Raw genomic sequence first — 19,550 nt, 5'->3', positions numbered from 1 at the left:
CCGGAGCAGGTAGGCGTGGCGCGTCCCCGCGCGGAAGGCGGGGACGCTAACCGCACCTCTCTGCTCAGCGCGCGGCCAGTGCCACGGCCTCGACAACATCCGGCACCTCGGACCGCACGGCTGCGGCGGCGGGCTCGTCTGCGATCGCGGCTGCGGCGTCCTGTGCCGCGCAGCGGTCGCGGTAAGAGCGCACCTCAGCGTCGCGGCGGGCCTGGTCCCAGCCCAGCGCTTCGGCGGCCAGATCGGCAATCTCCTCGACGGCGTCCAAGCCGTGGTTCGGGGCTTCCCAGGTGAGGCGGGTGCGCACGTCGAACAGATCTTCCAGATGCAGGGCGCCCTCATGGGTGCAGCCATGCACGATCTCAGCACGCAGGTAAGCCGGGGCGCCCTGCAGCGGAGCGGCCAGTTCTGGCCGCTCGTCCACGAGTTCAGTGATCTCGGAGATGGCCGAGCCGTAGCGGTCCAGCATCCGCATGACCTGCTGTTCGGTCCAGCCGTACGGCGCGCCAAGCGAACCGGCCTGGCGGGTCAGCGGCAAATAGCCGTCGGCGCCGAGCAGCGGGGTCTTGGCCGTGACCGAGGGAAGGTCCTTGGCGCGTGAGCCCAGCGCCAGGTCCACCGCGTCCTCCGCCATAACCCGGTAGGTGGTGAGCTTGCCGCCGGCGATCGCCACCAGGCCCGGCAGCACCTCGGTCACGGTGTGCTCGCGGGAGATCTTGGTGGACTGCTCGTCGCCCTTGGTGCCCGGCTGCAGCAGCGGTCGCAGGCCCGCGTACGTCCCAATCACGTCGTCGCGGGTCAGGGGCTTGTCCAGCACCACGTTGGCGTGCTCGATGACGTAGTCGATGTCCGCGCTCGTAGCCACGGGTGTGGACAGTTCCTGGTGGTACGGAGTGTCAGTGGTCCCGATGATCCAGTAGCGCTCCCACGGAATCACGAACAGCACGGACTTCTCGGTCTGCAGGATCAGGCCGGACTCGCCGGAAATGCGCTCGCGCGGCACGATGATGTGGATGCCCTTCGAGGCAAGGACCTTCAGGCCGCCGTCGGCGCCGGCGAGGTCCTGGGTTTTCTCAGTCCACACACCGGTGGCGGTAATCACGGACTTGGCGCGGACAGTGCGGTCGCGGCCGGTCTCCAGGTCGCGGATCACGGCACCAGATACCCGGCCGGAGTCATCCTGCGGGAAGGAGACGGCCTTGGCCCGGGGAACGGCCGTGGCGCCCAGGCGAGCGGCGGTGCGGACCAGGGTCAGGACCAGGCGGGCGTCGTCGACCTTGCCGTCCCAGTACTTGATGGCGCCGACCATGCTTCCGTCCTTGACGTCGGGGAAGGCCTCTTTGACCCCCTTCAGGCCGAGGTGGCGCTGGATCGGCATGGTGGCGTTCTTGGCGCCGACGTGCGCGAGGGCGTCGTAGAGGCCGATGCCGGCGGCGACGTAGGGGCGTTCCCAGGCACGGTGGGTGATGGGGTACAGGAACGGCACTGGCTTGACCAGGTGCGGTGCCAGCGAATCGAGCAGCAGCTCACGCTCCCGCAGGGCCTCGGCTACCAGCTTGAAATCCAGCTGCTGCAGGTAGCGCAGGCCGCCGTGGACCAGCTTGGAAGACCACTGGGAGGTGCCGCCGGCCCAGTCCTGGGCTTCGACAATGGCAGTGCGCAGACCGCGGGAGACGGCGTCCAGGGCAATGCCTGCGCCGGTCACCCCGCCTCCCACCACGAGGACGTCGAGTTCGGGACCATCGGCGAGCTCGTCGAGGACGGCGTCGCGGTTTCCGGCTGAGGGCAGGCGAGGTGACATGGGGTGGCCTTTCGCTAACGGACCGGGCGAAAAGGCCCGGAGTCTTCGTCGAACCATAGGCCTCCGTTGGGAGTACGATCAAAGCAGATGAACGGATGTGCGCACTCGGAGGGAATGCCATGCACGAAGATGCCGATCTGTACCGTGCAGCCGAGCTGTACTACGTCCAGGGCGCGACCATGGAAGCGGTCGCTGAACGGTTCAATGTCTCTCGATCCACCGTCTCGCGGATGCTGCAGGCTGCACGGGACCGGGGGATCGTCCGCATCACCCTTTCGGCCCCGGTGGACACGGGCAGCGAGCTGGTGCGCACCCTGCAGAAGTCCTTCGGCGTGACTGCCTATCTGGCTGCGGTCCCCGCCACGGCAAACACTGCCAAGCGGCTGGATGCCGCCGCCCGGCATGCCGCGGTGCTGATCCACGACTGGTTCGAGGACGGGATGACCATGGCGGTGGCCTGGGGCACCACGACGTCGGCGGTAGCGGCTGTACTCCAGCCGAAGCTGACCCGGGACGCGACGGTGGTGCAGATGAACGGCGCGGTGAGTGCCCGGTCTGCGCAGCTGAACGCTTCCCCCGGGCTGCTGCCGCAGATGGCGGCGTCCTTTGACGCCGCGCTGATCCAGTTTCCGGCGCCTGCCTTCTTCGACGATGAGCGGACCAGGGAGCTGATGTGGCAGGAATCCACGGTGCGGCGGGTCTTGGCGGTGCGTGCCGAAGCGGATCTTGCCGTGTTCAGTGTGGGGGCATTCGAAGGGCCCTCGCCGTCAGAGGTGTACAGCGGCGGCTATCTGACCGAGGACGCGTTTCGCGAGTTCGCCGCGCACCGGGTAGTGGGCGATGTCTGCACGGTCTTCCTGCGCGAGGACGGCAGCTACGCGGACATCGGGCTGAACCGCCGGGCGTCCGGACCCACGCCGCGGGAGCTGAAGCGGATTCCCCGCCGGCTCTGCGTTGTTTCGGGGGAGCATAAAGTGCCCGGGCTGATCGCGGCGCTGCGCGCCGGCGTGATCACGGACCTGGTGCTCGACGACGGCACGGCCCGGGCACTGATGCGTCACCTTTCCCGTCTTGCGCCTGCCGGAGCCTGACCGACGCCGGGTGGAGATGCGCTAGTCCCGGATTTCCTCCCGCACCGGCCGGAGCCGGTCCGGCACCCCGGTTCCCGCAACCGGCGGAAAAGTGCAGGCGAACTCACCGCGGTAACCGAACAGGAAGCCGAAAACCGGGTTCCGTACCTGCAGCTGGATCGTGTAGACCTGCCGCTCGTCGTCGTACGCCTCGTAGAGATCCGCCGTGCCGGTCAGGAAGCGCGGAACGGTGAAGCTCAACGGGCCTTCGTGGAAACGCAGCGCCCCCGTGCGCAGGTGAAGCGAGCCGTCTTCGCGGACACCCAGGTCCAGGTCCGTGGCCAGGTGCTGATGGGTGCCCAGATAGTCCACCACCGTTCCACGCCGCGCGCTGTAGACCATGCTGGCGTCGAACCGCCGCGGGCGCCCGGGGCGCAGTTCAAGGGTGCGGGTGAACGTGACGGTGGTGCGGCCAAAGCTGTCCACGTACGGGTAGTTTTCAATGCTGAACGGCACGTTGCGGCCGCGCTCCGGGAACAGGATGTTGCGGAAGGCGCCGAATTTCAGGAACGGCACCGTCCACCATGCACCCCGGCGGACTTCCGAGAAAACGCCGCGGCCCACACAGGCGTAGCCGGCCTTCGGATCCACCGAGAACCGGCGCTGGAGCATGGGGTGCAGCCGGTGGAAATCATCCCCCATGGCCCGGGCGAAGACGGACTGTCCGGCGTTCCCGGGCGCGTTCATGCCGGCTCCGGCAGCGCTGCGAGGGAGGCCGGTGGGCGGGAGGACTGCCTGTCCGGTGCGTGCCGGAGGCAGTGCGCGGCCCGTGGAACGCTACCGGCCGCCGGAAGCATCCCGGCGCCAGCCACCGCTGCGGCAGCGGCAAGGGCGGTGCCAGCCCCAGGGCGCCGGATCAGCAGGCACAGTGTTCCGGCCACCGCTGCGGTACGGAGGCCGGTGTCCAGCAGCCAGGCCCGGAGGGCGCGTTCGGGCGGGATGCCGTCTTCCGCCCAGAGGCGCAGCCGGTCGAAGCTCCACGCCGTAGCCCAGCCGAGTGCCGGGCGGATGAGCGGGGCATCCAGCCAGCGGCCCAGCGGACCCCAGCCGGGTGAAAAGTGGTAGCCGGTGATGAACCGGATCCCGTCCGGTCCGGGAACATAGCGCCAGTATCCGGCTCCCGGTCCAATGGGCGAGAGTACGTCCCGGGTGGTGAACTTCAGGACGGAGGTGGCCTTGCCCTGCCCCCGGGTGCCGAGGGATGTTCCGGTGCCGTGGATAGTGTGCAGCGGCAGCCTGAACTCGTAGCGGAATTCCTGCGGGGCCGTGCCGGGAGCGGGAATGATCGCGGTAAACCTCAGGTCCCACCGGGGATGGTTCTGTGGGTCCTGGGTCAGCTCCCACAACCGCTCGAGCGGTGCCCGGACCGGTATTTCCACGTAGACCTGTTTCCCCATGCCAGGAGACTACCCCTCCTGGCGGTGCCGCCCCCGGGGCCGGCGATCACATGCCGGGCGTGTCCTGGGTTTCCGGTCCGTCCTTCCAGCCCAGGTTGGCGGCCATCCGCTGCATCACCGAAACCAGGGCGGCGTATTCTTCCTCGGAAACATCGACCGTCAGCTGGTCCCGGATGCGCTCGACGGCACCGCGGAGATTTTCCAGGCTGCGCGTCCCGAGGTCCGTCAGCGAGTACTGGCCGTCGCTCACTGCAACCCAGCCGCTTTCGGCGAGTTCCTCAATGAGCTCTCCCGAGGTGCCGGCTTCCACAGCGGGAAAGAAAGGTTTGAGCTGGTCGGAGAGTTCCTTCTCGCTGGCGGGCCCGTTGGTGAGCAGGTTCATCATCTGCCACTGCCGACGGGTGACACCGTGTTCTTCGAAACTCGCGCCGAACTGCTCATCGACCAGCTGGTCCAGCAGCTTGAGCCAAAAGCCTATGGGACGTTCCTGGGTAGCCATCCACCCACTGTACAAACCGCGACCGGCGCTGGGAATGGCCGCCTAGAGGCGGGCCTGCATTCCGCAGGAAGGGCAGGGGCCGGAGCGCGCCAGTTCAACGCACACCACACAGATGGGCAGATGGGCGTTGTCGCTGCGAAGCGGGCGGTTGGGCATCGTCTTGCCGCAGTACGGCTTGGGCCGCCGGGCGTGCTGCAGGGCCCGGCGCTTGCAGGGGGTGCAGAAAACGTGCACCAGTTCATCGCTGTCCGCCGGGGGTGCCTCAACGGGGCGGACGGCTTCCTTCAGGCTCATGAATCCCAAGTTAGCGACTTCTACTATGTGTAGAATTTTCGGGAAAAGGCCGGAAAGCCTGCAAACGCGCGGATCGGGGGCGGATTGAGGCCCGGGCGCTGTGCCTGAATTCACCGGCCGCTGTGGCGCCGGCGGCAGCGAGCGGAGCTACTGCAGCAGTTCGCGGATGTCCTCGGCAGTGAGCGCGGAGCTGAACACGGCGTCGTCGTCCATCACCGAGGAGAACAGGGCGGCTTTCTGTTCCTTCAGCGCCATGACCTTTTCCTCGATGGTTCCCCGCGCCACCATCCGGTAGACCATCACGGAACGTTTCTGCCCGATCCGGTGGGTGCGGTCCACCGCCTGGGCTTCCGTCGCCGGGTTCCACCAGGGGTCAAGGAGGAAGACATAGTCTGCCTCGGTCAGGTTCAGCCCGAACCCGCCGGCCTTCAGGCTGATCAGGAAGACCGGAGCCTGGCCATCCTTGAACGCGGAAATCACTTCCGCCCGGTTGCGGGTGGATCCGTCCAGATAGGCGTAGGGAATTCCGGCGTCTTCCAGCCGCTGGGCGGCCAGCTTCAAAAAGGACGTGAACTGGCTGAAGACCAGGGCGCGGTGCCCCTCGGCGGTCACGTCTTCGAGCTGCTCCAGCAGCGCATCGAGTTTCGCGGACGGCACCCCGGAGTTCTCCGGATCCACCAGGGACGCATCGAGGCTCAGCATGCGCAGCAGGGTCAGCGACCGGAAGACGATCATCCGGTTGCGGTCCATGTCCTGGATCAGGCCCATCAGTTTCTGCCGCTCGCGCTGCAGATGGGTCTCGTAGATCTTGCGGTGCTTGGGGGTGAGGTCCACTTCCAGCACCTGTTCCTGCTTGGCAGGCAGGTCCGAGGCGACGGCTTCCTTGGTGCGGCGCAGCATCAGGGGCTTGATCCGTCGGCGGAGCTTGCCCAGCTGGGCCATGTCCTGGGACTTCTCGATCCGCCGCTGGTACTCCTCGGCGAAGCGCCGCGGGGAGGGGAACAATCCCGGAGCCACAATCGCGAACATGGACCAGAGTTCCATGAGGTTGTTTTCCATGGGGGTGCCGGTGATGGCCAGCTTGAACGGCGCCGGAAGGTCCCGCGCACACTGGTTGGCGCGCGTCGTACGGTTCTTCACGAACTGCGCCTCGTCCAGGATGAGTCCGTCCCACTCCTGTGCGCGGTAAGCAGCGAAGTCCAGGCGGAACACCGCGTAGGACGTCACCACAATGTCCGCTCCGGAAATCAGGTCGCCCAACTGACGCCGGGACTTGGCGCTGGTGTCCGGAATGGATACGGTCCGCAGGCCCGGCGTGAACCGGGCGGCTTCGGAAATCCAGTTGGGGACCACCGATGTTGGGGCAACAACCAGGAACGGGCGGCCGGTTGCTCCAGCTGCCGCCTGCTGTTCGCGGGCACGGGCGATCAGTGCCAGGGTCTGCAGCGTCTTGCCCAGGCCCATGTCGTCCGCCAGGACTCCGCCCAGGCCGTGTTCCCACAGGAAAGCCAGCCAGTTGTAGCCCTGCACCTGGTAGGGGCGGAGCTCGGCGTTCAATCCTGCCGGCAGCGGGACGGGTTCCACGGATTCAAGTTCCAGCAGTCCGCTGACGGCGCTGCGCCACGCCGCTGCCTGCTCGGTTTCCTCGGCCAGTTCCTCCAGCTCGGCCCAGAGTCCGGCCTGGTAGCGGCTGATCCCCAGCTCGCCGGTGTCCCATTCCTGCAGTGCCTGGGCTTCCTCAATCAGGGCATGCAGCCGTTCAAACTCAGGCCGGTCCAGGGACAGGTAGGTGTTGTCCACCAGTTTGATCTTGGTCTTGCCCTTGGCGATCGCCTTGAAGACGTCCGCAAAGGCCACCTGCCGGCCTTCTACGGTGATCATCACCGCGAGGTCGAACCAGTCCCGGCGTTCGGTTTCAACGGTGGTGATCTTCAGCTGCGGAGCCGACGTCAGTTCACGGTAGTCCGGCCGCTCGCCGAGGATGTCCACGCGGACGCCGTCGGCCTTTTGCAGTTTCGGCAGGATGTACTCACTGAACTCGGCGGTCTCGATCTCGTGCAGCACGGTGTTGTGCGGGGCCCGGCCCAGTATCTGGCGTGCTGATTCCAGCAGCTCGGTTTCGGCCCCAACATCCCGTGCCGCGGGGTCCGTAGGGGAGGGCCGGCTGTCCAGCGGCATCCGGGTGGAGGAGGTGCCCTGCCGGTACTCGAACTCCCATTCAAGCGCCAGCTCATCCTCCGGCTGGAACCCGGCGGTGAGCACCAGGATGGGCGGCTCAACCTCGGGGAACCGGACCGATTCGTCGCTGCTGGTGACCGGAATGACCTGCCGGAGCTTGGGGTAGAACTTCTCCAGGAACAGTGCAGTGTCCGATTCCGGGATGGTAACGGGCGCGTTTCCGGCCAGGAGGGTGCGGTCCTGTTCGGTGAGCGTCCGCGGGCTGGGCGCCAGCAGGATCAGTCCGCCGGCCGCCTGCACGTACAGCCCGTGGCTGCCAATGACGCCGGCGGTATCCAGCGGGTAGGACTGCCCGTCAATCTCCAGGCTGGGCAGCAGCTGCAACGGGGCCGCTGCGTCGGTCAGGGCCGAGCGCACGTCCAGGGCCAGGACGGCTTCGGAGCCCACCTGCACGCTGACGTCCTTCTTGGTCCCCACGAATTCAACACCCAGGCGGCGGGCTTCGGACAAGAGCTGCCACAGCAGGGGGTTGGCGAAGTCATCCAGGTAAAGCCAGGAGTCGTTCTGGCCAAAGTAGCTGACGCCGTTGGAGCGGTGCAGTGCCGGGAACTGGGAGAACCAGCGGTGCTGTTCCGGGTCCAGCTTCAGCCCGTACGTCTGGTAGGCAAGGTTGGTCCAGGCAAGGTTGTTCTTGACCCAGGCGCCGCGGGCATTGCGGACCACGGGGCGCACGCCAAGCCGCCAGGCTGGTGCCCGGACGCTCCGGCGGGCAGCCGGCGGCCCCCACACCCCGGATGCGCCGCCGTCGCGCCGGCGCAGCTCGAACTGCAGGCCCAGCGGGGTGACCTTGAGTGGTTCACTGCTTGCCGATCCGGCCAGCAGATCCTGCAGCGAGGCCTGCCAGGCGGGCACCGCCGGGGTAGCGGAAGCGCTGCGCAGTTCCTGCCGGCCAATGAGGTGTTCAGTGTTGCTATGCAGTGCCACGGCGGCAACGTGCTTGCAGTCAAACCCCACGGGGCAGCTGCAGTGGTTGTCCACCAATCGGTAATCTCCCTGCCGCTTCGCTTCCAGGACCAGCATGGTGTTGTACGGCGTGCTGGAATGGCCGTGCACGCGGGCCCGCAAAACGCCGCCCGCCGCGTCCCAGTCCAGGGAGTCTACGGCCCCGCCTTTCGCGTAACCCTGCCCCCGCTGGAACGCGGAACCGCCAACCACGCGGATGATGTCCGTGACATCGATCAGGGGCAGGGTTGCAGGCATGGTTTTATCGTCTCACGCACCCCCGACACTCCCCGCGCGCGGACGTCGTTGCAGGTCGCGGCGGGGGAGGCACTGCCGTTTGGCCTTTTGCTCCGGCCGCTTGGTAGCATCACCTGTAACGCAGATCACAACGGCGTGATCTGCGTGCACTACCGCAGGGAACAGGCGGATCGGACAAAACCGTACACCGCAGCCGTGAATTCCGGCGGCGGTTCCAGCCGCAGCTGGCCGCTTCGCGCGCCGGCAACCTCCACCTCCAGCGGAAACCTCGTTCCAGCCTTGTCTTCGGCCAGTCCATGCGCATCGCAGCGCGCCGGCACCGCCTGAAGTTCGATCACCGACGTCTCGTCTGCGGCTTCCACCGCGACTTCCCGCGGCCAGGGACGCTCCGGGGCTTCGCTCAGCAGCGTCGTCGAGTCGATCCGCACCCTGACCGAACCGGAACCGCCGCTCGGCGTCACCCGAATGCGGACGACGGCGGTCCGCCCGTCCGCTGCGACCTCCAGGTCCGGCACCAGGGCAAAGGATGCAACGGCGTCGACCTCCTGCTGCAGGCAATCCTGCCCGTGTGCCTGGGCTACCGTCCCGTAGGGGTCTTCCGCCGGGAGAACCAGCTCCCTGCCGGTCCCAAGCGCCAGCCGGACGTGTGCGTCGAAATCTGTTTCCCTCTCCCCGCAGGCAGCCTCCGGCAGGTTGACGGGAAGGGCCACCCTGCCGCCGGGCCGGAGGGTGGTGGCATCGCCGTCGGCCGGTGTCCACGGTGCGGGTCCGGAGTATGCGCCGCTCTCCAGCTGGGCGGCGCTGATCACCAGGTCCTCCGAAGTGTGGTTCTCCACCAGCACGTTGAGGCTCCGTTCGCCGAAACTCAGCCGGCTCGATGCCAGGCTGGCGCCGGCGGCCGGTGGATCTGCCGGAGCTGCGGCAGCCTGGCCGGGCAGCAGATGCGGCACGGTCTGCACCAGGACGCCCGCGGCGACGGTAAAGATAACCGCCGCGAAGATCCGGCTCACCAGCGCTTCGTTGAGCCGGTGGGCCAGCCGTGCGGCAGCCAGTGAGGCGGCAACCGCCACAGCGGCGAAGCTCAGGGCCAGGGTCCAGTCGATGCTCAGGCCGTCCAGATGGGCGGCGAAACCGGACGCTGAGTTCACTGCGATGATCACAAGCGACGTGCCGGTGGCGCGGGGCATTGGTACCCGCAGCAGCAGGGTCAGTGCGGGAATGATGAGGAATCCGCCGCCTACCCCGAGCATGCCGGTGAGGAAGCCGACCAGCAGCCCCACGGGAATGCCGCGCAGGGCCAGCCCGCCCCAGCCGCCCTGCTCCGCCGACCGCGCACCTGGCCTGCCGTTCCCGGCGCTGGCCAGCATCCGCGCTCCGGCGAGGATCATGACCAGGGCGAAGCACAGCATGAGCCAGTCCGGATCGAGCAGCTCTCCCACGGCGGTCCCGGCCCAGGACGCGGGGATTCCCGGGATGGCAATGAGAAGTACCAGCGGCCAGCTTACGTCCCGGCGTAGCCGCGGCAGTGCGCCGGCCACCGACGCCAGTCCGACGACGATCAGGGAGGTTGGCACAGCCTCGTCGGGTTCCAGCCCCACCACGTAAACCAGTGCAGGCACGGCGATGATCGCGCCGCCGGCTCCGACCAGCCCGACGACAGCGCCCACTGCCAGCCCCACGGCCAGGCCGAGCAGCACCGTTTCCATGGGGCCACCCTCTCAGACTGGAGCGGCGGGGAACAGAGGCCTTAGTCAGATACCCCCGGGGGTGTTTTGCATACCCCCATAGGTATATGGGATCGTGGAGTTTCCCCCTCCCTGCGAAAGGACCTCCATGACTGCCCATACCCCGGCGGCCGTAACCTCCATCGACGCCGAGACCCTCCGGACCTGGATGAAGGATCCGGATGACCTGATCATCATCGACGTCCGATTCGCGGCCGAGTTCGAAGCCATGCACATCCGCGGCTCCTACAACGTGCCGCTTCCACTGCTCTCCGAGCACACCGACGAGCTGGCCGAACGGCTGGGCAAGCGGGTTGTCCTCGTGTGCCAGTCCGGCACCCGCGCCGAGCAGGCCCGCACCCGCCTCGGCGGTGCAGGCATCGGATCAGCCCACGTCCTGACCGGCGGCGTCCCTGCCTTTGCATCGGCCGGCGGGGACGTTGTCCGCGGCCAGAAGCGCTGGGACCTTGAACGCCAGGTCCGCATGGTGGCCGGTTCCGCCGTCGTCCTGGGACTTGTCGGCGGACGCCTCGTGTCCCCGAAGCTGCGCATGCTGACCGGTGGCATCGGCGCCGGGCTGACCTTCTCCGCAGCCACCAACTCCTGCGCCATGGGCGCGGCACTGGCCAAAATGCCGTGGAACAAGACGGCGTCCGAACCCACCCGTGAATCCGCGATCCAGTCACTGCCCAAGGTCCGGCCCACCCAGGATGGACCGGCGGCCTCATGACGGGCACCCTTGTGCTGGTGCTCAGCCTGTCCCTGCTGATCGGGCTGTCGCTCGGCCTGCTGGGCGGCGGCGGCTCGATCCTGACCGTGCCGATCCTGGTCTACGTGGCCGGGTTCGGTGCCAAGGAAGCCATCGCCTCGTCGCTGTTCGTGGTCGGCGTGACGTCGGCGGTCAGCGTGATCGGCCACGCCCGCAACGGCCGCGTGCGCTGGAAGACCGGACTCATCTTCGGCGCCGCCGGAATGGCCGGCGCGTTTGCCGGCGGCCTGCTGGGCAGCCGGATTCCGTCCGTGGTGCTGATGATCGCGTTCGCCCTGATGATGATCGCGACGTCGATTGCCATGCTTCGCGGGCGGCGCAACGTTGATCCGGACAAGGCCTATTCAGACCTGCCGCTCCTGCGCATCCTGGCGGACGGCGCCCTGGTTGGCCTGGTGACCGGCCTGGTGGGCGCCGGCGGCGGGTTCCTGGTGGTGCCTGCCCTGGCGCTGCTCGGCGGCATGCCCATGGCCCTGGCGGTGGGTACCTCGCTCGTGGTCATCGCCATGAAGTCCTTCGCCGGACTGGCCGGCTATCTGACCACCGTCCAGATCGACTGGAGCATGACGCTGGCCGTCACCGCGATGGCGATCATCGGCTCGCTCATCGGTGCCAGGCTGGTGGGCCGGATTCCGGAGGCGGCGCTGCGGAAGGCCTTCGGCTGGTTCGTGCTCGCCATGGGCGGGTTCGTGCTGGTCCAGGAAATCCTGGGCATGTAACACTGCGGCGGCCGGGGCATACTTGCCGTATGGGCAACGAACCCCGGCCGCCAATCGTCAGTTCCGGACCTTCCGGACCTTCCGGACCTTCCGATTCACCGGCACTGGCCCGCCGGCTCGGCACGGCGGACGCCACACTCATCGGCCTCGGCTCCATGATCGGAGCAGGGGTTTTTGCCGCCTTTACTCCCGCTGCGGCCTTCGCCGGATCCGGCCTGCTGATCGGGCTCGCCGTGGCCGGACTGGTGGCCTTCTGCAACGCCACCTCCTCGGCCCAGCTGGCCGCGGCCTATCCCGCATCCGGCGGGACCTACGTGTACGGGCGGAAACGCCTGGGGCCCTGGCCCGGTTTCCTCGCCGGCTGGGGGTTCGTTATCGGCAAGACCGCCAGTGCGGCGGCCATGGCCATGACCTTCGCAGCCTATGCGGCACCCGCCGGCTGGGAACGGCCCGTGGCGGTGGCCGCCGTCGTCCTCCTGGCCGCCGTCAACTACCGCGGCATTACCCGCACGGCCCTGCTGACGCGGATTATTGTTGCCGTGGTGCTCGCTGCCCTGGCCCTGGGGGTGGTTGCCGCCTGGGCAGGTACCGGCCCCGAGGCGGGGGCTTTCCTCTCCGACGGGCTCCTGGCGGGCGGATGGTACGGGATCCTGCAGTCCGCCGGCCTGCTCTTTTTTGCCTTTGCCGGGTACGCCCGGATCGCCACCATGGGAGAAGAGGTCCGCGACCCCCGGCGTACGATTCCGCGCGCAGTCACCCTGGCGCTCGGCCTGGCCCTGGCGGTATACGCGGTGGTCGCCGTGACGCTGCTGGCCGCCCTGGGGCCCGACGGCGTTGCCGCCACGCCTGCGCCGCTGGCCGCCGCCGTCGAATCCGGTCCGCTGGCCTGGGCCGGGCCGGTGGTGCGGATCGGTGCTGCCGCGGCGTCCCTTGGGGCCTTGCTGGCGCTCATCGCAGGGCTTGGCCGCACAACCCTGGCCATGGCCCGCGGGGGAGACCTGCCCGGCTGGCTGGCCGGAATCCATCCGAAGTACCAGGTGCCGCACCGCGCAGAAGTGGCGCTCGCCGTCGTGGTCTGCTGCGTGATTCTTGTTGCCGACCTGCGCGGGGCCATCGGTTTCTCATCCTTCGGCGTGCTGGTCTACTACCTCGTGGCCAATCTGGCGGCCCTGACGCAGCCGGCGTCCGACCGCCGCTATCCCCGCGCCCTCCAGGTTCTGGGTGCGTTTTCCTGCACCGTACTGGCCCTGACGCTGCCCCTTTCCTCGGTGCTCGGCGGGCTGGCGGTTTTCGCCGCGGGCGTTGTGCTGCGGCTGGTGCGCCTCAGGACCCGGCGACCATAAACCCCGGACAGCAAAATCCCCCGGACAGCGAGAACCCTGGCCCGCACAGGCAGGCCGGGGTTTTTCGCTGCTGCTAGGAAGCGTGGGCGGCTGCCCAGGCGGGGTAGGCGCCTTCGAGTTCGACGACGTCGTACCCGGCGTTGCGCAGGGCGTTGCCGACGATCGAGCTGCGCATGCCGGACGCGCAGTACGCCACGATCGTGCCGTCAGAGGGCAGCTCGTCCAGGTTCCACAAGGCACGGCCGCCGTGCAGCTGGTGTGATCCGGGGATGTTGCCGGCCGCATGCTCGGTGCGGGCACGGACGTCCAGCACCATGGCGGCGTCGAAGGAATCCAGCTCTGTGGCGGAAATGGTGGCCGGTGCGGCCTGCGGGAGGCCTTCCAGGCTGGTGACGAAACCGGCGACGTCGTCAACGCCAACGCGCGCCAGGGAATCCCGGACGGCGTGGGCCTGGTTCTGGTTCGCGGTGAGCAGGACCAGCGGGCGGGTGCGCTCTGACTCCGGGTCAACGGCCCAGGCGCCGAAGCTGGCGGTCTTGCCGGCGGCGGGAATGTGCAGGGCGCCCGGGACGGTGCCCGCGTGGAGCTCGGGGACGCTGCGGGTGTCCACGAAGGTGGCTTCCCGGGATTCGAGCCGGGAGACGAGGTCGGCGGCCGGGATTTCCTCGAGCGGCTTCCGCGGACCCATCACTGCCGGGCCCTGCTTATTCTGCTTCTTCATGCGGGCGAAGTAGGCGTGGGCCTCGGGCTGGCCGTCGAGGAGTTCGTGAATGAAGCCCTGCTCGTCATTGGCGGCCAGGTACTTGCCCCACCACGCGTAGAGGCGCTCGTAGCCCACCGTGGAGGAGGGGATGGCGCCCAGCGCCTTACCGCAGGCACTGCCGGCACCGTGGCCGGGGTGCACCTGGACGTAGTCGGGCAGGGTGAGGAACTTGTCCCGCAGACTGGCGAACATCTGCCTGGCACCCTCGAAGCGGGTGTCGACGCCGCCGGCTGCTTCGTCGAGCAGGTCCGGGCGGCCGAGGTCTCCGGCGAAGACAAAGTCGCCGGAGAGCAGGTAGCCCGCCTGGTCGGTGAAGGCGCCGTCGGTCACCAGGTAGGAGAGGTGTTCGGGGGTGTGGCCCGGGGTGTGGAGGGCCTTGACGGTGAGGTTGCCGATCGTGATGGCATCGCCGTCGTACATCCGGGTGCCTTCGAAACCGTACTGCCAGTCCGCTCCGCCTTCCCCGGAAATGTAGATCTGCGCACCGGTGGCGGCGGCCAGTTCACGGGTGCCGGAGAGATAGTCGGCGTGGATGTGGGTTTCGGTCACCGCGGTGATTTTCATACCGTTCGCAGCAGCGAGGTCAAGGTAGGGGGCGACGTCGCGGCGGGCGTCGACGACGATCGCCTCGCCCAGGCGCTGGCAGCCGATGAAGTAGCTGGCCTGCGCCAGGTCCTCGTCATAGATGCGTTCGATAAGCATGGGTACTCCTTTGGGGGATCGGGGTACTTCAACGGTAATACCCCCAGGGGTATAAATCAAAATACCTCTAGGGGTATCCGGGTGTCCGTAGGATTTGCCGCCGTCGAGGTTGGTGCTATCTTGGTCCTGATAAATCTGATTTATTACTGGCATGGCCACGACCAAATCAGATGTAATGGCGCGTCTGAGGAGTTTTGCCATGTCGTTGGCGAACGAGCAATATCCCCCGCTTGTGGTGATGGGTGTACAGGGCTGCGGCAAGTCCACCGCCGGACAGGCAGTAGCTGCCCGGCTGGGGCTTCCGTTCCTGGACGGTGATGACCTCCACCCGGCCAGCAACAAGGCAAAGATGGCCTCAGGGCATCCACTGACGGACGAAGACCGCGAGCCCTGGCTGCGCGCAATTGGCCGTGAGCTGGCCGCCGGACTCGAAAACGGGACCGCTACCGTGGTGGCCTGTTCGTCGCTGAAGCGCCAGTACCGTGACCTGATCCGCTCCTACGCGCCGGGCACCCGGTTCATCCACCTGGAAGGCTCCCGCGAACTGATTGCGGATCGGCTGAGCCGGCGCGACCACGAGTACATGCCGCCAACCCTGCTGGACTCGCAGTTTGCCACCCTTGAACCCCTCGGCGAGGATGAGGCCGGGATCCGGCTGAGCATCACGCTGAGCCTAGATGAAATCGCGGCGGCCGCTGCAGCTGCGTTCACCCCTGCCGGATCCTGATCCCGGCACTGAATCCCATCCTGATAGGACAACGATGACCGATCTTGAGCTCAACTGGACGCTGGGTACTCCCGGCCTCCTGCTGATCGCCGTTGCAGCAATTGCCCTGCTGCTCGTGATGATCATGAAATTCCGTATCCACGCCTTCCTGGCGCTGATCGTGGTCAGCCTGCTGACCGCAGTCGCGACCGGTATCCAGGCGGTGGATATTGTGCCGACGCTGCTCAGCGGATTCGGTACCACCCTTGGCAGCGTGGCCCTGCTGGTCGGTCTGGGTGCCATGCTGGGCCGCATGCTGGAGGTCTCCGGCGGAGCCGAAGTGCTCACCAACGCGCTGATCAACAAGTTCGGCCAGAAGCGTGCCTCGCTGGCACTTTCGGTCGCCTCGCTGCTGTTCGGCTTCCCCATCTTCTTCGACGCCGGCCTTGTGGTCATGCTGCCGATTATCTTCACGGTTGCCCGCCGCATGGGCGGCTCGCTGCTGACCTACGCGTTCCCGGCAGCCGCCGCCTTCTCCGCGATGCACATCTTCGTGCCGCCGCACCCCGGCCCCGTGGCCGCTACCGGCCTGCTGGGCGCCGACGTCGGACTGGTCCTGATCTTCGGCCTGCTCGTCGCCATCCCCACCTGGTACCTGACCGGTTACCTGTTCGGCCACTTCCTGGGCCGCAAGTTCAACATCCCCGTGCCCTCCATCCTTGATGCCCCGAAGGGATCGGCCGAGTCCGAATTCCGTTCCGCACCGAGCCTGGGCACGATCATCACGCTGCTGCTGCTCCCGTTCGTCCTGATCTTCCTCAACACCGGCCTGAACATGGCCGCCACTGCGGAACTGGTCAACAAGGAAGACACCTGGGTCCAGATCCTGCGCATGCTCGGCGAAACGCCGGTTGCCCTGCTGATCACCGTCTTCCTGGCCATGTGGCTGCTCGGCCGCCGCCAGGGCAAGAAGGGCACCCTGATCGAGACCGTCGTGGACTCCGCGCTCGGCCCGGTCTGCTCCATCATCCTGATCACCGGTGCCGGTGGAATGTTCGGCGGTGTCCTGCGTGCCAGCGGAATCGGCAACGCCATTGCTGATTCACTCGACGCCATTGGCCTGCCGGTCATCGTGGCCGGCTTCGTGATCGCTGCAATCGTGCGTGTCGCACAGGGTTCGGCCACCGTTGCCCTCACGACCGCAGCCGCCCTCGTGCAGCCCGTGGTCCTGGACAACCCGGACTTCAACGCGGTGCAGACCGTGGCGATTGTGCTGGCGCTGGCCGCCGGCTCGGTCTTCGCCGGCCACGTCAACGACTCCGGCTTCTGGCTGGTCAGCCGGTTCTTCCAGATGGACACCAAGACCACGCTGAAGACCTGGACCGTTGGCCAGGCGCTGATCGGCGTCGTCGGCTTCATCCTGGCCCTCGCGATCTACCTGGTCGCCTCAGGGTTCTAGTACATCCATCCGGCCGGGAGCAGCCTTGCTCCCGGCCGTTTTGGTACCCGGACTTCCCGGGTGCCGGAGAGGAGCGGCAGCGATGGCTGCAGACATGTTTGATATTTCCGGGCGGGTTGCCCTGGTCACCGGTTCCAGCCGGGGGATCGGCAACGCGATTGCCCGCGGGCTGGCAGCTGCCGGCGCCGTCGTTGTCCTGAACGGCCTGGATGCGGACCGGCTGGAGGGCGCTCGTGCCGCCCTGGCCGCCGAGTTCGGTGAGGACCGCATCTTCGCCCGCCGCTTCGACGTCACGGACGCTGCTGAAGCGGCCGACGGCGTTGCCTGGGTTGAGCGCGAAGTCGGTCCGCTGGAGATCCTGGTGAACAACGCCGGTGTGCAGCACCGGGTGCCGATGCTGGAGCTCGACGTCGAGGACTGGGAACGCGTGCTGCGCACCAACCTGACCAGTGCTTTCCTGGTGGGCCGTGAAGCGGCGCGGCACATGATTCCCCGCGGCCGGGGCAAGATCATCAACATTGCCTCCGTGCAGACTGACCTGGCGCGGCCGACGATCGCGCCGTACACCGCGTCCAAGGGCGGCATCCGCAACCTGACCCGCGCCATGACGGCCGAGTGGGCCGCCGAGGGCCTGCAGATCAATGCCATTGCTCCGGGCTACATCCACACGGAGATGACCCAGAACCTGGTCGATGACGAGGCGTTCAACTCCTGGATCCTCGGGCGCACCCCGGCGCACCGGTGGGGCAGCGTGGAGGACATCGTCGGTCCGGCGATTTGGCTGGCGTCGGATGCATCTAAGTTCGTCAACGGGCAGGTCGTCTTCATTGACGGCGGCATGACCACTGTGGTCTGAGGAGGAAAACCATGGAAACTCTAGGAGTAGTAGCCCACGGAGCCGGTGACCTGCGGGTTGAACCCGTGGAGCCTGGAACTCCGGCGGCCGATGAGGCTGTTGTCGAGATCGTCTACGGCGGGGTGTGCGGGTCCGACCTGCACTACTGGCAGCACGGAGCTGCCGGGGAATCAATCCTGAAGGCGCCGATGCTGCTGGGCCACGAGGTGGTGGGCCGGGTTGCCCGCGCTGCTGCCGACGGTACCGGACCGGCCGAAGGGACTGCCGTGGCCGTTCATCCGGCGACGCCCGGTCCCGGAGACGGGTCCCGGTACCCTGAGGGCCGGCCCAACCTGTCACCGGGCTGCACGTATCTGGGCAGTGCTGCCCGGTTCCCGCATACCGAGGGTGCCTTTGCCCGGTTCGTGAACCTGCCGGCGCGGATGCTCCGCGTCCTTCCGGAGACCCTGCCGCTGCGGCGGGCCGCGCTCGTGGAGCCTGCGGCTGTGGCTTGGCACGCGGTTTCCCGGGCCGGCGATGTCCGCGGCAAACGGGTGCTGGTCACTGGCTCGGGCCCGATCGGTGCGCTGATCACCGCGGTGCTTCGGGCACGCGGCGCGGGTGAGATCATCACGACGGACATGCACGAGTTCCCGCTGGAAACCGCGCGTGCCGTTGGTGCTGACCGCAGTCTGCTGGCCACTGATGCCGAGGGTATTGCCGCGGTGGATGCCGACATTTGCTTCGAATCGTCCGGCAGTTACCGCGGACTGATGTCTGCCGTGCAGGGTGCGACCCGCGGCGGACGCGTTGTGATGGTTGGCTTGCTGCCGTCGGGGGAGCAGCCGGCGCTGATTTCCCTGGCGATCACGCGGGAGCTCGAACTGGTGGGCTCCTTCCGGTTCAACGACGAAATCGATGAGGTTATTGCGGCACTGGCCGACGGAACCCTGCAGGCGGATCCGGTGATCACCCACGAGTTCGCCGTGGAGGATGCGCTGGAAGCGTTTGAGGTTGCCAGGAACGCGTCGGTCAGCAGCAAGGTTCTTCTGCGTTTCGGCGACTGACACGGGCTTGCCGGCCGTTGTCATCCTCTGGCGGGATGACATCGGCCGGGACCGCGTTCAGGCCACCGCCGGGTTTCCCGGCAGGGGTGGCGCAGTGGAGATGTAGGTGTGCCCGGTGGGCGTCGTTGTTCGGACGGTGTGCCGGGGTGAGACGTCATTCCTGCGGGAACTGACTGGAGTGGACGATGAATTCCATCCTGGTGCTTCCTTGGCCTGGTTGCAGGCTTCGCAGAGTCCTTGTCCGTTGGCGTAGCTGGTGGGCCCGCCTTCCGCATGGGGTTCGATGTGGTCGATGTGCCGGATCGGAGCGTCGCACCAGGGTGTACGGCAGGTTTGGTCCCGGGTGCGGATCATCCGTGCCAGGCCGGCCGGGAAGGCCCGGGCCTTGGACTCCATCGCTGTCAGTTCCCCGGACACCGGGTCCAGGTAGAGGCGCCGCAGGGTCACCGGGGTTCGCTGTTCGTCAGGTGGAGCTGAAGCTTGGGCACCGGCACCGGCACCGGCACCCGCACCCGGTGGAGATTCCTGCCGGCCGGCCGCCGCCGGGCAAGGTTGCTGGTTGTTCCCAAGTCCGAGGGCGGAGCGGATCAGGTCCCGGGCCCATCCTCCGGGGACGATCCCGTACCCGGGGAAGTAAGCGGGCGCGTCCCCGCCCGACCCTCCCAATGGCCCAGCCGTGCCGCCAGCATCCCAAGGCCCCAGCGTTCCAAGTGATCCTGTTCCGGACCGGCCCGGCCCTCCGGGTGCTACCGGCACTCCAACGCCGCTCAGCCGTCCAGGCGCTACCGGCGCTCCCGTCCTTCCTGGCGAAGCGTCCCCGCCGGGCACGGTTTCCCCGCCGGGTACGGTTTCCCCGTGCCGGCCGGTGAACAGGGTCCGGTCGGTGATGACCAGCTGCACTTCC

The 19,550-nt window shown here is 67.6% G+C and carries 17 protein-coding genes; 8 read left to right on the top strand and 9 right to left on the bottom strand.

Annotated features, from left to right (window positions below):
* Positions 1 to 64 precede the first annotated feature (64 nt).
* The gene (locus tag ACSLGO_RS16630) at positions 65 to 1,801 is read right to left on the bottom strand and encodes a glycerol-3-phosphate dehydrogenase/oxidase (RefSeq protein ID WP_436401515.1); all 1,737 of its coding nucleotides are present in this window, start codon (positions 1,799 to 1,801) and stop codon (positions 65 to 67) included.
* Between the two features lie 119 nt (positions 1,802 to 1,920).
* Here ACSLGO_RS16630 and ACSLGO_RS16625 point away from each other — a divergent pair, with 119 nt between their 5' ends.
* Complete coding sequence (locus tag ACSLGO_RS16625; protein ID WP_325787512.1) at positions 1,921 to 2,892, top strand: sugar-binding transcriptional regulator; 972 nt, start codon at positions 1,921 to 1,923, stop codon at positions 2,890 to 2,892.
* Between the two features lie 21 nt (positions 2,893 to 2,913).
* Here the strand turns inward: ACSLGO_RS16625 and ACSLGO_RS16620 are convergent, their stop codons facing one another.
* From ACSLGO_RS16620 to ACSLGO_RS16595, 6 genes are all read right to left on the bottom strand, one after another.
* Positions 2,914 to 3,618, bottom strand: a complete 705-nt coding sequence (locus ACSLGO_RS16620) for a DUF4166 domain-containing protein (RefSeq protein ID WP_419242968.1) — start codon at positions 3,616 to 3,618, stop codon at positions 2,914 to 2,916.
* The gene (locus ACSLGO_RS16615; protein WP_325787509.1) at positions 3,615 to 4,328 is read right to left on the bottom strand and encodes an SRPBCC family protein; all 714 of its coding nucleotides are present in this window, start codon (positions 4,326 to 4,328) and stop codon (positions 3,615 to 3,617) included. Before ACSLGO_RS16615 ends, ACSLGO_RS16620 begins: the two co-directional genes overlap by 4 nt.
* Positions 4,329 to 4,374: 46 nt before the next feature.
* Positions 4,375 to 4,827: a MarR family winged helix-turn-helix transcriptional regulator gene (locus tag ACSLGO_RS16610; RefSeq protein WP_091607616.1), complete on the bottom strand. Its 453-nt coding sequence runs from the start codon at positions 4,825 to 4,827 to the stop codon at positions 4,375 to 4,377.
* Positions 4,828 to 4,869: 42 nt separating this feature from the next.
* A complete protein-coding gene (locus tag ACSLGO_RS16605; RefSeq protein WP_277665064.1) occupies positions 4,870 to 5,121 on the bottom strand; it encodes a hypothetical protein in 252 nt (83 codons plus the stop codon).
* A 147-nt stretch (positions 5,122 to 5,268) separates the two neighbouring features.
* Positions 5,269 to 8,559: an SNF2-related protein gene (locus ACSLGO_RS16600; RefSeq protein ID WP_377956351.1), complete on the bottom strand. Its 3,291-nt coding sequence runs from the start codon at positions 8,557 to 8,559 to the stop codon at positions 5,269 to 5,271.
* A gap of 149 nt (positions 8,560 to 8,708) precedes the next feature.
* Positions 8,709 to 10,265 (bottom strand): sulfite exporter TauE/SafE family protein, encoded by a 1,557-nt coding sequence (locus tag ACSLGO_RS16595; protein WP_436401514.1) that lies wholly within the window; start codon positions 10,263 to 10,265, stop codon positions 8,709 to 8,711.
* Positions 10,266 to 10,392: 127 nt separating this feature from the next.
* Between ACSLGO_RS16595 and ACSLGO_RS16590 the strand changes: the two genes are divergently transcribed.
* Genes ACSLGO_RS16590 through ACSLGO_RS16580 form a run of 3 tightly spaced genes read left to right on the top strand, consistent with a single transcriptional unit; the run spans position 10,393 to position 13,114 of the window.
* Positions 10,393 to 11,013: a rhodanese-like domain-containing protein gene (locus ACSLGO_RS16590; protein ID WP_436401513.1), complete on the top strand. Its 621-nt coding sequence runs from the start codon at positions 10,393 to 10,395 to the stop codon at positions 11,011 to 11,013.
* Complete coding sequence (locus ACSLGO_RS16585; protein WP_325787505.1) at positions 11,010 to 11,771, top strand: sulfite exporter TauE/SafE family protein; 762 nt, start codon at positions 11,010 to 11,012, stop codon at positions 11,769 to 11,771. Before ACSLGO_RS16590 ends, ACSLGO_RS16585 begins: the two co-directional genes overlap by 4 nt.
* Positions 11,772 to 11,800: 29 nt before the next feature.
* Positions 11,801 to 13,114 carry an APC family permease gene (locus ACSLGO_RS16580; RefSeq protein ID WP_436401512.1) on the top strand — a complete coding sequence of 438 codons (1,314 nt, stop codon included), beginning with the start codon at positions 11,801 to 11,803 and terminating at the stop codon, positions 13,112 to 13,114.
* Between the two features lie 73 nt (positions 13,115 to 13,187).
* Here the strand turns inward: ACSLGO_RS16580 and ACSLGO_RS16575 are convergent, their stop codons facing one another.
* Positions 13,188 to 14,579: an MBL fold metallo-hydrolase gene (locus ACSLGO_RS16575; RefSeq protein WP_436401511.1), complete on the bottom strand. Its 1,392-nt coding sequence runs from the start codon at positions 14,577 to 14,579 to the stop codon at positions 13,188 to 13,190.
* Positions 14,580 to 14,778: 199 nt separating this feature from the next.
* Here ACSLGO_RS16575 and ACSLGO_RS16570 point away from each other — a divergent pair, with 199 nt between their 5' ends.
* The 4 genes from ACSLGO_RS16570 (at position 14,779) to ACSLGO_RS16555 (ending at position 18,646) form a co-directional block, all read left to right on the top strand.
* A complete protein-coding gene (locus ACSLGO_RS16570; protein WP_255300594.1) occupies positions 14,779 to 15,306 on the top strand; it encodes a gluconokinase in 528 nt (175 codons plus the stop codon).
* A gap of 34 nt (positions 15,307 to 15,340) precedes the next feature.
* Complete coding sequence (locus tag ACSLGO_RS16565) at positions 15,341 to 16,744, top strand: GntP family permease (RefSeq protein ID WP_152275279.1); 1,404 nt, start codon at positions 15,341 to 15,343, stop codon at positions 16,742 to 16,744.
* An 82-nt stretch (positions 16,745 to 16,826) separates the two neighbouring features.
* Complete coding sequence (locus ACSLGO_RS16560; protein ID WP_091607592.1) at positions 16,827 to 17,600, top strand: SDR family oxidoreductase; 774 nt, start codon at positions 16,827 to 16,829, stop codon at positions 17,598 to 17,600.
* Positions 17,601 to 17,611: 11 nt separating this feature from the next.
* Positions 17,612 to 18,646, top strand: coding sequence for an L-idonate 5-dehydrogenase (locus ACSLGO_RS16555; RefSeq protein WP_436401510.1), 1,035 nt, complete (start codon positions 17,612 to 17,614; stop codon positions 18,644 to 18,646).
* A gap of 57 nt (positions 18,647 to 18,703) precedes the next feature.
* Here ACSLGO_RS16555 and ACSLGO_RS16550 read toward each other — a convergent pair whose 3' ends face one another.
* Positions 18,704 to 19,093 (bottom strand): HNH endonuclease, encoded by a 390-nt coding sequence (locus ACSLGO_RS16550; RefSeq protein ID WP_436401509.1) that lies wholly within the window; start codon positions 19,091 to 19,093, stop codon positions 18,704 to 18,706.
* Positions 19,094 to 19,550: the final 457 nt, after the last annotated feature.

Source organism: Arthrobacter sp. IK3 (genome assembly GCF_051337705.1).
GTDB lineage: Bacteria > Actinomycetota > Actinomycetes > Actinomycetales > Micrococcaceae > Arthrobacter_B > Arthrobacter_B koreensis.
Note: the sequence above shows the minus strand (reverse complement) of the source record. Positions and strands in the feature narration are given on the sequence as shown.

Bases quoted from the DNA above. Each gene is read 5' to 3' on its own strand.
- ACSLGO_RS16570 (WP_255300594.1), top strand. From the start codon at position 14,779: ATGTCGTTGGCGAACGAGCAATATCCCCCGCTTGTGGTGATGGGTGTA.
- ACSLGO_RS16610 (WP_091607616.1), bottom strand. From the start codon at position 4,827: ATGGCTACCCAGGAACGTCCCATAGGCTTTTGGCTCAAGCTGCTGGAC.
- ACSLGO_RS16605 (WP_277665064.1), bottom strand. From the start codon at position 5,121: ATGAGCCTGAAGGAAGCCGTCCGCCCCGTTGAGGCACCCCCGGCGGAC.
- ACSLGO_RS16625 (WP_325787512.1), top strand. From the start codon at position 1,921: ATGCACGAAGATGCCGATCTGTACCGTGCAGCCGAGCTGTACTACGTC.
- ACSLGO_RS16580 (WP_436401512.1), top strand. From the start codon at position 11,801: ATGGGCAACGAACCCCGGCCGCCAATCGTCAGTTCCGGACCTTCCGGA.
- ACSLGO_RS16630 (WP_436401515.1), bottom strand. From the start codon at position 1,801: ATGTCACCTCGCCTGCCCTCAGCCGGAAACCGCGACGCCGTCCTCGAC.
- ACSLGO_RS16600 (WP_377956351.1), bottom strand. From the start codon at position 8,559: ATGCCTGCAACCCTGCCCCTGATCGATGTCACGGACATCATCCGCGTG.
- ACSLGO_RS16560 (WP_091607592.1), top strand. From the start codon at position 16,827: ATGGCTGCAGACATGTTTGATATTTCCGGGCGGGTTGCCCTGGTCACC.
- ACSLGO_RS16575 (WP_436401511.1), bottom strand. From the start codon at position 14,579: ATGCTTATCGAACGCATCTATGACGAGGACCTGGCGCAGGCCAGCTAC.
- ACSLGO_RS16585 (WP_325787505.1), top strand. From the start codon at position 11,010: ATGACGGGCACCCTTGTGCTGGTGCTCAGCCTGTCCCTGCTGATCGGG.
- ACSLGO_RS16565 (WP_152275279.1), top strand. From the start codon at position 15,341: ATGACCGATCTTGAGCTCAACTGGACGCTGGGTACTCCCGGCCTCCTG.
- ACSLGO_RS16595 (WP_436401514.1), bottom strand. From the start codon at position 10,265: ATGGAAACGGTGCTGCTCGGCCTGGCCGTGGGGCTGGCAGTGGGCGCT.
- ACSLGO_RS16590 (WP_436401513.1), top strand. From the start codon at position 10,393: ATGACTGCCCATACCCCGGCGGCCGTAACCTCCATCGACGCCGAGACC.
- ACSLGO_RS16615 (WP_325787509.1), bottom strand. From the start codon at position 4,328: ATGGGGAAACAGGTCTACGTGGAAATACCGGTCCGGGCACCGCTCGAG.
- ACSLGO_RS16620 (WP_419242968.1), bottom strand. From the start codon at position 3,618: ATGAACGCGCCCGGGAACGCCGGACAGTCCGTCTTCGCCCGGGCCATG.
- ACSLGO_RS16555 (WP_436401510.1), top strand. From the start codon at position 17,612: ATGGAAACTCTAGGAGTAGTAGCCCACGGAGCCGGTGACCTGCGGGTT.